Below are 11,374 nucleotides of genomic sequence, written 5' to 3'. Positions count from 1 at the left end.
CTTCGTCATCAACGCGCAGAACTGCGTGCACTGCAAGACCTGCGACATCAAGGACCCGAACCAGAACATCAACTGGGTGCCGCCGCAGGGCGGCGAGGGGCCGGTCTATCCCAACATGTGAGGGCCCGACTACGTTCGTCCACAATCAGGCGTGGTCGGCTGCCACTCAAGATCGCATAATGTATCGACTGGAATGCCAATCCATCGGACGATTGGTGATGCGTGAACGGATCCACGATGCCGCAATGGCACTACGCCGATAGGCGTGCCTCCGCAAAGTGGTCGGCGGCTTCTTCCAGCACCTCTTCTGCCCATTGGTTGAGACTCTTTCCCGAAAGCTCGGCAGCAAGAGCTGCTCGGCGATGGACCTCCGGAGCGACCCGAAACATCATCTTCCCAGAATAGGGCCGCTGAGGCTCTTTGCCGATTTTCTTGCAGGTGTCGAGAAAGTCATCGACTGCCTCATGGAAGGCTTTCTTGAGTTCAGCGACGCTGTCACCGTGAAAGCCGATTACATCGGAAATACCTGCAATCTTGCCGAAAAACACTTCGTCGTCAGCGTCGAACTCGATGCGAGCGTGATACCCGTTGTAGGAATGGTGTTCAAGGGTGAACTGGCGGGCGATCTCCGCCCTCAGGCTCACCCGTAATTGCTCTTCGGTAAAACCTTTCAAGTCGACGATGTCGCCGGCGCCATTCGTCACCCCATAGTCGTCAACGGTCTCGGAGAAATAGACGACCCGCCATAGAGCAGGCTCGTACCCCTGCCCTTGCCGAGTTCGAAGGAGGCATAGGGACCGGCCTCGGGTCGCAAGTCGCCAGCGCCGCCGAAAATACGGCTGTGCGTCATCGGCAAGACATCGGGAGCAGAATTGCAGCGGTCGAACTGCCGCGGCGCCATCGAGGCGAAGCGGCAGCGGGAGCGGCTTCAGCGGCGACAATGTCATTGTCATCACCGAGAGCTTTCGCGGCAAAAGACCGGTATGTGCGTGGAGCAGGCGGGCGACCTCGGCGTGAAGCCTGAGGTCAAGGGATCGGACCACATCCTTAAGCCGAGCACACGGGCGAACGCGCGAGGCGATCTGATCGGTCGTTGCCGCTCAAGCCATGATTGCGCCGCCTCGACCGAAGCGAACATCCCCTCCTAGGCCTTGCGGCAGGGCTCCTCAATGGCCCCCTTGATTAAGTTGGTGCCCGGTTGTGAGCGGCATCTGTAGCTCTTTGAGGCTGTTGCTGGTTAGCCTTGTGCTTAAAGATATAGGTATTGGTGGGTTGGCGTTTGTCGCCTGTGTAATGTTGGTTTGCGCCAATCCCCGGGTAGTAATCTCCGTCGCATTCTTGTGCAAGAGAAGAAAGGGGGGCGGCGGTTGCTATGGTGGAGATGATCGCCGCGAACAAAATTCTACAATTCTCATTCATTACTTCCTCCCACGTTGACGACATCGTTTTCTCATACGCCCATTTCGACATTGCCCCAGTCGCTAGTGCAGCCGGAATCCGACTGAAATCCCCAGCCACCCCATCGAAAGGGGCATGTAGAGGTGGCAGCAAGCCATTCACACGCTCATGGGCACCCCACACTGCGAGCATAAACGGGCAATTTCGAGACTTATTGGGGAGTGCAATCGGTCGCGGGACACCGCTCGTATGGTGTCAGTCCGAAACAATACTCCCGATCAATAAAGAGCCTACCGTGACTGCGAATGCATCGATCGCCTTTAGGACGTCTTCTGGCAGGGTGATGTTTACGCGAACGGTTCTTTTGGCTTCCGCCCTGACGCCAACTAGAATTGCAACACCGTCCTGGTCTCCGCGTCTGCCACAACCGCCTCCAGTGTAGAAGGCTCGGGAATTGCTTCGCCGTCTTCGGCTAGCCCTTCAATGTGTAGAGACAAGGCTTCTTCGGCCATAGCTCGCGCATCGTCGAGGTCGGTTCCGGCGGTGACCAGGCCCGGAAAGTCGGGAAAGGACACGCCGTAATCGCTGTCGGCATCCTTATGGATCAATCCGATATAATTGCGCATGTTCATTACCTCAGCTTAAGTCCTGCTTGTTTCTCGATACTCTTCAATGTTCCGATCGGAATGTCGAGACGCTGGTCCGGTCCGCGTCCTTGCGCATTCTGACCACGGCATCGGAAGCGTCCCGCCTTCACGGAAAACCGAACTGACGGGCGATATGTTCGCGCCCGCGCGGTTTTCTCGGCCCATGCCCGTCGCCGTCTCGTTCCCGATATCGGCCCGAGGCTCTTGGGACCGTCCTATTTAGTCACCGTCAACATGGCGTGCATGCCGGCTTCATAATGGCTCTTGATGTTGCAGAGGAGTACGTAGGAGCCCGGCGCAAGTTTCGCTTTTAACTGACCATCGGCACCTGGCTTCAGCTCGGAAACTTCGCCCATGCTTTTGAGCTTCTTCTCGTCGACCCGCCCTTTGGCGGCATCAACCACAATTTGCTGATCGGCCGACTTCAGCTTCACAAGTACTACCTCATGTTCTTCCGTAATGGCGTCGTTGTGGACGAGAAATGTCGCCTCGCCGGCCTTGATCGTGGACTGGTCGAGAGTCAGGGTCATCGGACCACCAGCTTCGCCACCCTCTGTGACCTTGACGATGGTTGCGGCGAATGCAGGCGTTGCAAGACAGACAATGGCAAAGACGGCAAATGTGTTCTGGAGGTATCGCATGCGGAGTTCTCCTTTTTGAATGGGCAGCTTTGAGGTCTAGAGGGATGCTGAAAGGCACCGGAACCTAAGGGCCTGGTCCTGTCGGTTTCCTGTCATTCTGTCGAATTGCTGGGTACGGACTTCGAGCGCGTTGCGTACGCGTAGTCATCGCTAGGACGGGTAATGGGATCTCGAATTCACCAGCGTGCTCCGCCCAAGCAAACCGGCTATCGCCAGTGCGGCGGCCGAGAAAAGGATCGCTCACCTGGCGATCCGACGTCGAAAGCGCGGGTCACAGTCATTTGCGATGATGACGATAGGCACCAGGACCTTAATCGGGCCACGCATCAGAAAATGCATGAAGAATATCTTTCGCGCGCCGAACTCTACCTCCGGCATCTCCGCGGCGAGCGACGATTGCGCAAACCATTGCACCGGCAAGAAGGCTAGACTCATCCCCAGAGCGGGGATCTGCGGGGCGATCGGCCATTGACCCGCCGCCGGGGTTCGTCGGCATGAATCAGCGTAATATGAAACAACCTCGAGGGTCAGGTCCCGCAAATACGTCGTCATCGACCGGTCCAAACACGACTTCGACAGCACACTTCAAAGGTCTATACATCCGTAGGGCGACTTGTGTTGTCCACGGCTGATCTCACGCTGGCGGGTGAGTTCACCGCACTATCGTGACCGAGCAAAGCGCCTGTTGTGCGACCTTCTGCGAGACGCTTCCAAGCAGCATCCCGGCTAACCTTCCCAGCCCACGGCTGCCGACGACGATCATGTCTGCACCAATCTCGTTCGCTACGGCGAGAATGGTCTCAGCATAGTCGCCAGGTTCGACCCGCGTGTGCACGTCGTTGACGCCAAGAGTTCGTGCACGTTCCGCCGCATTCTCGACAATGCGTTCTCCGAGCACCGACCTCGTCTCGCCAATGCCGCCTTGCGAACTTTTGAATAAATCGTGCCTCGAGGAGAGGGCGCGCTCTTGCCCAGGCATCGTGATCGCCGAGACACGCCGCACCATATGCTCGGCTCGTGCAAGTTGGCTTGCTTCCTCGGCCCTCACGGCGTTCAATATGACGTGAAGGATAGTAACGCGCGCGCCCGGACCCCTTGCGATGTTGGCTGCCATCTCCACGGCCTTCCAAGCCGTATCGGAGCCGTCTGTTGCAACAAGAACGTGTTTGATCATCATCGTCCCTCCGGTTCAGCAAGTCTCCCACAACTGAGGCGGAATGTATTGATACTGGTCAAAGGACTGCAAGCGTACTTCGAAACCTGGGCTGACGTCGCGGCGAGCGCCAAGGCGCCGGATAATACGGACAGCGCGGCTGCGGCCACGCAGACTTGGCATCGGCATTCTTGATGCCGATCAATGTAGGCTCTCTGGTCGCGTTCCGGATCGATTTCCGCAAACTAGTTTTACGATACTTGCGACCGACAGCCGGGCATAATTTCTATTCTTCTGCACCAAAAAATCTCAGGCGAGCCTCAGCTTGGTACGCTGCGGGGGAGGGCGCAGGCGGCGGTGTCAGCACTGTGCTCCGTGTCGCGTGTGAGGTTGGAACCCCTTACGCTGTCCACAAAGTTATCGATGTCCGTTCTCATTATAGCTCTCAACCTCACCATCGACGTTTCAAGCCTCGCTGAGCGCCCATTTATGGGCCGTTCGATCGGGCCCCTTGATGCGCGCCATTGACGAACGGAATGCGATTAAACAGCCGAGCGCTATTGCGCCGAGAACTTCGAGGAGCGCTATCTTTCATAGGACGTCATTTAACACCTGTGACGACACCTTCTCGCTGGTGTCACTGGTGTCGGCCGGTCTTGGCATCGGCTTTGCGTCGGAGTGGAGGGGCGGTCTGCGAATTTTGATCCTTGAACCTGCGATCATGCCCATCGGATAAATGTCGTGCTCCAATTGACGTGGCGCAAGGAAACCGGTCCGCACTATTGGTAGTTTGTCGCATGTTCATACGACTGCACTTGAGCGCCAAAGCGCGGACGCAAACCCGTGCCTTGCCTCGGATCTCCTGCTTCTCGAAAGGAGAACGAACATGACTACAGCAAAACTTGCATATGTGGCGATTGGCGCCACGCTCCTAGCAAACAGCCCCACGCCATCCTTGGCTCAAACAGCCCCCGCCGAGAAACAAGATGCGCGGCCGGGTTACTCTGAGATGATGCCTGGCGAGATGATGGGGGGGAGGCAGCGCGGCATGATGGGTGGCATGCGCCAAAACATGATGCAAGGCCACATGATGAAGATCATGTTTGCCGTTGCCGATGTTGATGGCGACGGCGCCCTGTCGTTCGACGAAGTCACAACGATCCACAAGAGGATCTTCGAGACGGTCGATGCGAACAAGGACGGCAAGGTGACGCCCGAGGAGATGCAGGCCTTCATGCGCGATCAATGAGGCCTTGAAACCGGCTTTTTCGCCGGCATGCGGACCATAAAAAGGTCTGGAGAGCCGGTTCCGTCCGTTCGCAAACGTCCCCACACGCGGCTCCGCCGCGCCTGTGTAGCTGGCGCAATGCCTGCATCGTAGTGAAAACAATTGCTCACCGTTTGTCGTTGCGCTCAAAAAACGAGGGCCGTGGTGACAACCAGCCCCTTGTTTTTGCAATCGATAATACGGTTTCCAATATCGAGTTGGCATTCTGATGCAGGGTCGTAAATTGAACTTCATTCCCGGCGGTTTGTCGCCCTCCGCATCCGGCCAGTCTCGAATTCCCTTGGCACCGCAGGCGCCGGCTTTGTCCAGCCACTACAGCTTGTAGCCGATCTTTCGGAGCAGGTCTTTCCGCCACGCGATGTCCGCATCGGTTTCGAAGCCCAGCGGTGAGGCGCCATCCACCACGCCGAGCACGCCGCGGCCCAGTTCAGTTTGCGCGACGATCACCTGTGTCGGGTTGGCAGTCGCACAATAGATGCGACAGACCTCTGGCACCGCACGCACCGCAGCCAGCACGTTGATGGGAAAGAATCCGTCGCCGAGGAAGATCAGGAAAGTGTGGCCGGCGCCAATGGCCAATGCGTTGTCACGTGCCAGGGCAAGCTCGGCTTCGTCATTACCCGACCAACGCACCAGCCGCTTACCGGAGGCCTCGCAGAAGGCCAGCCCGAAGCGGATGCCTGGAACCGCGCCCACCAATGCCTCGTGGAGATCTTCCACGGTCTTGATGAAATGCGACTGGCCAAAAATGAAGTTGGCGGCGTCCGGCTTGACGATGGGCACCACGGTGAGTTCCATGGCTGCGCTCCTTCAAGGTAGGCAACGCGATGGTAGGTAGGCCCACAGAAGGCGATTTCAAGCCATCACATGCGGCCAATTCGCCCTCCGCGCCGCCACCGGAGGGCCAGAGCGCGGCTCGCCTACCGTGACTTCGAAATGATCCGCGCGACGCAACGGTGGCTGGTGAGCTGGATCAGGCTGCCCGACGACGAGAATGTCGAGGTCGGCGTCGGCCCAGTCGGCTTCAGCATCGTTATCTGCGAGGAGCTTGCTACGTCCGCAATGACGAGGGTTCAGACCCGAGGTCCGGTATTGCACTACATGGCGCGCGAGGCGCGCGCCAGCAGGACACCGGTCAATGAACCTGCGAAACCGAGGTGGGCCAGATATTGCGTGATGACCGTGCTGTAAGTCAACATGCCGACAAGGCGACCGCGCGCTACCCAGGACGGACTAACCGATAGATCGACAGTCGCCGAGATGAGCAATGGCTGAGTCAATGTCGTCGCGCCGCGATATAGGAGCGAGTGAGCGAAAGGTTGGGCATTCGGGAATGGTGCGGTGCCGCCAGGAACGTTGCAAGGGTGGCCTCATCGAAGCGCTCAGCTTCGGCGATCTGTGCGAATGTTGGAACAGTGTCCGAACCTTGACGTTGCTCGGGTGCCACGACGTGACACCCGCTGCACCAGCGCTTCAAGCGGGTGGTCACTCGGCTATCAATCTATGACGCCACATCCAGAGAAACGCGCATTGATGCGCGTCAAAATGCGCGGCCCAAACCGATCTCAATCTCGTCGTTTGTCAACGAGCGATGCCGCTTGCTTGAGGGATGTGCTTCCAATCGATTGATAGTGAACTTTTCGTGGAAATCAGCATCAGCAAACAACGCACGGTTCGCCGCGTCGCGCTGGTGGAGGTTGTTCGCAGACGGTGTCGGCCTTGCATGCATGGAATTTGTGATCACCAACTCCATCCAGATACACCCGATGGCGCTTGTCTATTTCGATCGGCTGCACGATAAGGGCCGGTGGTGGTCGGCGTGTGGTGATTAGGTTTGAGGAAAGACCGAAGCTCCATTGGCGGCCCTCGCTACCCTCTGGAAGATATGCACTTACGAATTTGCCGGGGCAGGCGAGGCCGATCCTTCGGTGGAGGAAATGTTTGACGGCCCACTCAAGGCTCGCAAAGCGTTAACGATCGCTGCGATGTCTATCCCTTCCTGCAAAAGGGCGCCGGCGACCGGAGTTATGTATCCAAAGGCCGCAAAGACCATCGCGATCCCCGACAAAGCCAGACCGACAACGATGCTTTGCAAGGCGATTCGCCTTGTACGCCGTGCGATCATGACAGCATGAGGTACGCGATCAATCCGATCGACCAGGATCACGACATCCGCAGCTTCTGACGAGGCGGTCGCCCCGCGGGCACCCAGGGCGATGCCAATATCAGCCGCAGCCAGTGCCGGCGCATCATTGATCCCGTCACCCACCATCATCGTCGGCTGGCGACGTTGTTCGGCCGCAACGGCTGCAAGCTTTTCGGCCGGACTACGATCGGCATAGACCTCGTCGATCCCAAGGGAAGATCCGACGATGCTGGCGGTCTCGGCGTCATCGCCGGTGACCATGATGATACGCGAAATGCCGGCTGCATGAAGCTGAGCCAATGCGGCCGGCGCCTCAAGGCGGATTGCGTCCGCCAAAACGAGGAATGCAGCGATCCGACCGTCCACGGACACATAGATTGCGAGTCCCGAACTGCCTTCCCTAGCTGATGCAACCGAACAGGCCCATGCCGGTACCTCTCCATCTGCAAGGACAAGGGCACGCGACCCGGCGCGCACATGCCTACCCTCGACAATGCCCTCCAATCCGGAGCCGCGAAACTCCCGGACATTTGTCGGCGATGACAGTGGCATTCCCTTCGCTCGCGCCAAGGCAACGATGGTCTCGGCCAGAACATGGTGTGAGGCCTGCTCGAGGGATGCGAGAAGGCGCAAGATTTCTTCGGCGTCGCTATTTGGCGCCGTTTCGAAGAAAGTTATGCGTGCCCCGCCTTCAGTCAATGTCCCCGTCTTGTCGAAAATGACAGTGCGGACAAGGGCAAGCGCCTCGAGCGCGGAGCTTCCCTTCATCAGGACGCCCGCGCGTGCGGCGCGCGAGACGCCGCCGATGAAGGCAACGGGTGCGGCGAGAATGAGCGGGCAGGGAGTGGCGACAACGAGCACGGCGAGTGCCCTGATGCGATCACCCGATAGCCACCACGCAAGACCTGCAACGAGAAGCGTCGCTGGCAAAAGCAGCAGGGCGAAACGATCGGCTATTCGGATGAACGGTGCCTTGGCGGTCTGTGCCTCTTCGACCATACGGACAATGCCGGCATAGGTGCTCTTACTGGCTGGGGCAGACGCTCGATAGTGGAACGCCTCGCCGGCATTGACGGTGCCGCTTCTAAGGTGTTCACCCTTCCGCCGAATTTCCGGTAAAGGCTCGCCGGTCACGGCGGACTCGTCAAGCTTGGCCTGTTCATTAAGAAGGTGCCCGTCTACGGGCAACAGCTCGCCGGCTCTTACCAGCAAGTCGTCACCTACGACGATCTCTCCAGCCGCAATGTCCGTTACTTCGCCCTCAGCGACCTTGTGGGCAATGCGGGGCGTTCGATCACGAAGCGACCTCAGGTCGCGTTCGGCTTTGCCGCGTGCGTAATCTTCCAGCAGGTTGCCGCCAGTATACATCATGGCGACCACCACACCTGCGAGTGGCTGCCCCATGGCGATCGAAGCTAGCATCGCAACGAGCGCTATGGCGTCCACACCCATCCGTCCGACCAGGAAATCGCGCACAATCGTGATTGCAAGCGCTGCGACGACCGGAACTGTCGCGGCGCTCCAAATGAGGTCGGGTGCCAGCGGCCAGCCGACGTATTTTACCAGTAAGCCGGCAAGCATGCCGGTTAGAGCGACCGCCAGAAATGCAAGGTGGAAGAAACCCGCTCTCATGCAATCCGCACCTCCCGCTGTCCATTCCGAGGCTCAGGCGATTGTGCCGCAATAGAGTACCGGCGCGGCAGCCCCCGGTTGACCGCTCGATGCCGAACAGCAGGCCAAGCGTCCCACCAAGCAGCAGGCTTCGAAGCAGTTGTTCAATGTACCATGAGAACCGGCACTGACGCGGTCTCGAGCATCGGGCGGGTTAACCTGCCAAAAACCCGCTCGCGCATTCGCGAATGGCCATAGGCGCCCATCACCATCAGCTCTGCCGAGGCGTCCCGCGCGTATCGGTTCAGCCCTTCGTCAATGCTGCGTCCCTCGCTTGGCACCGCTCGACGGCGACCGAGACGCCATGGCGAACAAGGTATGCCGCGATGTCGGCGCCGGGTTCTTCGCCATTGCGACCGTAGCTGGCGCGCGGATCGACCATCGTGACCTGCACGTGATCTGCGCCTGCCAGAATGCCCTTTGCCTCGCGCCCGAGCCGCCTCGAAACCCGAATCCCAAGCCAGCACGACTTTTTTCGGAGTAAGTGTCGCGGTTTTGCCTCTGGGCACGATCAGTATCGGACATGCGGAACGAAACAACGCTCCATCGAGCGTGCGGGAGCGTAGTTCCGGATCGGCCATCAGCCCATCGCCGACAAGCGTGAGATCGCAATAGCGCGCCCTGTCTCCGATTTCGTCGTCTGCCCAGGCAATTTCTGCGTACATCGTGGCGACGTCGAAGGGTATTCCCGTCTGATCCAGGATCGCTTTTGCCTTTTCCACACATGTCTCAAGTCTGACGATATCGCGCTGCCTTTCATCGAGCCAATCGACGGATACAGCAGCTGCATATTCGCCAATTCGCGGAGGTGACACGAGTTTGACAATCAACAGTGAAAGATGGGCGCCGCCTGGCCATCGTCAATGACATCGTCGATGTTTATGTTCTCTTGATAGACATTCAAAACATCGACAGTGGTGGGCTGCGCATCATGATTCGCTTCTGACTGCCACTCATCCGCCCTTCGACGATGACACAATGCAATCAGCCCGCCGGAGGAACGGTTCCGCACGAAGGAAGACGGCTGCGAATGCTTCTGCCGCGCTCGATCATTCTGGCTCCGGGTCTTGGTGCGCATGGCGGTGACGTCAGCAGCATACATGCCCTTCGTTGAACACAGCAGGGCGATCTTTTAGTTCCGGTTTCGAGCGGTCTCACTCGCGTCGAAGATCGAGGCATTTCTATCGCGGTCTATCGAGCGGCGTAAGCAACAAGCTCGCCACGCTGAATGAAGCAACACACCACCCCCATCAAGCGGGAGCCGCCGACGTGGAAAGCTACCCACGCGGGCACGATTCCCATGATGAAGAAAGAAGCCGAAGAAAATGTGATGAAATGCGCTCACAGGAGTTCGTGCGACTTTAACGCCGAACTCTTGCAACGTAACAAGCTTTAGGATCCTTGGAGCCGCAAAAACCGCCGGTCGACCATGGTCAGGGCAAGTGAAGCTGCCAAACTGATACCGAGAACGATCATGGCGCTAGCGGTGCCAGCCACTTCCAGCTGCGTTGCCGCGATGGGCAAAACAACCAGGATAGCCAGATTGTTGAGGCTTTCAGAAACTGCCAGAACCTGACCTTTGTCAGCGTCGCTGCGGGTGGCGAGCATGGACGTGCTCGCTGGCGCGGCGAGGCCAAGCGCAAATCCCCAAATGACAAGACAGACAAGCCCTCCTGTTAAGGGAAGGGGCGCGAGCATGAATGTGCTGACCGCCAAAATAAGAAGTGCGAGGGCTACAACGAGCGTCACGTCGTCTTTTCGGCAAAGGCGGCTGACGGGGCCGATACCGAGATTACCAATTGCAAGCCCGAGGCCGAACGCCGACACCGAAACTCCGACTGCGCCAACACTTAGGCCGTGACGTAATCGAAGCACTTCGCCGGCAAGAAGGAAACCAGCCACTGCCGTTCCATTCCATAGACCTTTTGCAAACAGCGGACGAGTGATACTTCCTCGAACAATCCAGGCAAGCCGCTTCGGCTTTTTTGCTGGACGGCGGGACAGTTGAGAGGGGATCACACGCTGCGCGATGATGAAGGCCACTAGGCATCCAGTCGCGGTAACATGAAAGGGTGCGCGCCAGTCGAAGGCGTCCGTCAGGATGCCGGCAAACACCGGACCAGCTACTATTCCGAAGGTCATGCCGATCATGACGACTCCCATGGCGGCAGATTGCCGGTGAGCCGGGACGATATCAGACACCAACGCGAAGGCTGTCGGAATGAGCGCCGCCGATGCCACCCCCCCAAACATCCGCAGCGCGATGGCTGCGCCAAAACTTGGAGCAATCGTCAACGCTAAGCCATCAACTGCGAAAAGGACAAGGGAGACTAGGGTCCGGACCCAATAAGTGGGTTTCCTTGCGCACTGCGACGTGATTCACTCGCCTCAGCGAGGAGGCGGTTGCATGTCTGATTTCTTTTGGTTTTC

13 protein-coding genes and 3 pseudogenes are annotated in these 11,374 nt (G+C 58.4%); 3 read left to right on the top strand and 13 right to left on the bottom strand.

Annotation, left to right across the window (positions count from 1 at the left end):
• Positions 1–121, top strand: a 121-nt coding sequence (locus ASD03_RS38360; protein ID WP_155295764.1) for a 4Fe-4S dicluster domain-containing protein, incomplete at its 5' end; no start/stop codon positions are given.
• A gap of 130 nt (positions 122–251) precedes the next feature.
• On the opposite strand, the gene ASD03_RS40070 is transcribed toward ASD03_RS38360, so the two are convergent.
• The 6 genes and pseudogenes from ASD03_RS40070 to ASD03_RS29645 form a co-directional block, all read right to left on the bottom strand.
• On the bottom strand, positions 252–626 hold the full coding sequence (locus tag ASD03_RS40070; protein WP_057217861.1) for a type II toxin-antitoxin system HicB family antitoxin: 375 nt from the start codon (positions 624–626) through the stop codon (positions 252–254).
• A gap of 240 nt (positions 627–866) precedes the next feature.
• Positions 867–1,043, bottom strand: a pseudogene (locus tag ASD03_RS40860) (hypothetical protein); the annotation flags it as partial.
• Between the two features lie 610 nt (positions 1,044–1,653).
• A pseudogene (locus ASD03_RS29660) lies at positions 1,654–2,024 on the bottom strand (type II toxin-antitoxin system HicB family antitoxin).
• Positions 2,025–2,260: 236 nt separating this feature from the next.
• Positions 2,261–2,686 carry a plastocyanin/azurin family copper-binding protein gene (locus ASD03_RS29655; protein WP_057207904.1) on the bottom strand — a complete coding sequence of 142 codons (426 nt, stop codon included), beginning with the start codon at positions 2,684–2,686 and terminating at the stop codon, positions 2,261–2,263.
• A gap of 240 nt (positions 2,687–2,926) precedes the next feature.
• A complete protein-coding gene (locus ASD03_RS29650) occupies positions 2,927–3,238 on the bottom strand; it encodes a hypothetical protein (protein ID WP_057217859.1) in 312 nt (103 codons plus the stop codon).
• A gap of 100 nt (positions 3,239–3,338) precedes the next feature.
• On the bottom strand, positions 3,339–3,860 hold the full coding sequence (locus tag ASD03_RS29645; RefSeq protein ID WP_057207939.1) for a universal stress protein: 522 nt from the start codon (positions 3,858–3,860) through the stop codon (positions 3,339–3,341).
• A gap of 589 nt (positions 3,861–4,449) precedes the next feature.
• Here ASD03_RS29645 and ASD03_RS40855 point away from each other — a divergent pair.
• Together ASD03_RS40855 and ASD03_RS29635 are read left to right on the top strand one after the other, a co-directional pair.
• Positions 4,450–4,533 (top strand): annotated as a pseudogene (locus ASD03_RS40855) (transcriptional regulator); the annotation flags it as partial.
• Between the two features lie 192 nt (positions 4,534–4,725).
• Complete coding sequence (locus tag ASD03_RS29635) at positions 4,726–5,088, top strand: EF-hand domain-containing protein (protein ID WP_025430782.1); 363 nt, start codon at positions 4,726–4,728, stop codon at positions 5,086–5,088.
• A gap of 351 nt (positions 5,089–5,439) precedes the next feature.
• On the opposite strand, the gene ASD03_RS29630 is transcribed toward ASD03_RS29635, so the two are convergent.
• The 7 genes from ASD03_RS29630 to ASD03_RS29610 form a co-directional block, all read right to left on the bottom strand.
• Positions 5,440–5,925, bottom strand: coding sequence for an adenosine-specific kinase (locus tag ASD03_RS29630; protein ID WP_057207912.1), 486 nt, complete (start codon positions 5,923–5,925; stop codon positions 5,440–5,442).
• A gap of 299 nt (positions 5,926–6,224) precedes the next feature.
• Positions 6,225–6,407, bottom strand: a complete 183-nt coding sequence (locus ASD03_RS39460; protein ID WP_156408098.1) for a hypothetical protein — start codon at positions 6,405–6,407, stop codon at positions 6,225–6,227.
• A gap of 260 nt (positions 6,408–6,667) precedes the next feature.
• Positions 6,668–6,880, bottom strand: a complete 213-nt coding sequence (locus tag ASD03_RS39455; protein WP_057217855.1) for a hypothetical protein — start codon at positions 6,878–6,880, stop codon at positions 6,668–6,670.
• A gap of 138 nt (positions 6,881–7,018) precedes the next feature.
• Positions 7,019–8,905, bottom strand: coding sequence for a heavy metal translocating P-type ATPase (locus ASD03_RS29615; RefSeq protein WP_057217853.1), 1,887 nt, complete (start codon positions 8,903–8,905; stop codon positions 7,019–7,021).
• Between the two features lie 283 nt (positions 8,906–9,188).
• Entirely contained in the window at positions 9,189–9,338 is a 150-nt protein-coding gene (locus ASD03_RS40850) for a hypothetical protein (protein WP_244494290.1), read from the bottom strand.
• Positions 9,339–9,770: 432 nt separating this feature from the next.
• On the bottom strand, positions 9,771–10,046 hold the full coding sequence (locus ASD03_RS39450; RefSeq protein WP_156408096.1) for a hypothetical protein: 276 nt from the start codon (positions 10,044–10,046) through the stop codon (positions 9,771–9,773).
• 290 nt (positions 10,047–10,336) lie between these two features.
• A complete protein-coding gene (locus tag ASD03_RS29610; protein ID WP_082557441.1) occupies positions 10,337–11,323 on the bottom strand; it encodes an MFS transporter in 987 nt (328 codons plus the stop codon).
• Between the last annotated feature and the right edge of the window lie 51 nt (positions 11,324–11,374).

This window comes from Ensifer sp. Root127 (assembly GCF_001425225.1).
GTDB lineage: Bacteria > Pseudomonadota > Alphaproteobacteria > Rhizobiales > Rhizobiaceae > Ensifer > Ensifer canadensis.
Note: the sequence above shows the minus strand (reverse complement) of the source record. Positions and strands in the feature narration are given on the sequence as shown.

Coding starts and splice junctions, on each gene's coding strand:
- ASD03_RS29655 (WP_057207904.1), bottom strand. CDS start 2,686: ATGCGATACCTCCAGAACACATTTGCCGTCTTTGCCATTGTCTGTCTT.
- ASD03_RS29650 (WP_057217859.1), bottom strand. CDS start 3,238: ATGACGACGTATTTGCGGGACCTGACCCTCGAGGTTGTTTCATATTAC.
- ASD03_RS29645 (WP_057207939.1), bottom strand. CDS start 3,860: ATGATCAAACACGTTCTTGTTGCAACAGACGGCTCCGATACGGCTTGG.
- ASD03_RS29635 (WP_025430782.1), top strand. CDS start 4,726: ATGACTACAGCAAAACTTGCATATGTGGCGATTGGCGCCACGCTCCTA.
- ASD03_RS29630 (WP_057207912.1), bottom strand. CDS start 5,925: ATGGAACTCACCGTGGTGCCCATCGTCAAGCCGGACGCCGCCAACTTC.
- ASD03_RS39455 (WP_057217855.1), bottom strand. CDS start 6,880: ATGGAGTTGGTGATCACAAATTCCATGCATGCAAGGCCGACACCGTCT.
- ASD03_RS29615 (WP_057217853.1), bottom strand. CDS start 8,905: ATGAGAGCGGGTTTCTTCCACCTTGCATTTCTGGCGGTCGCTCTAACC.
- ASD03_RS39450 (WP_156408096.1), bottom strand. CDS start 10,046: ATGTATGCTGCTGACGTCACCGCCATGCGCACCAAGACCCGGAGCCAG.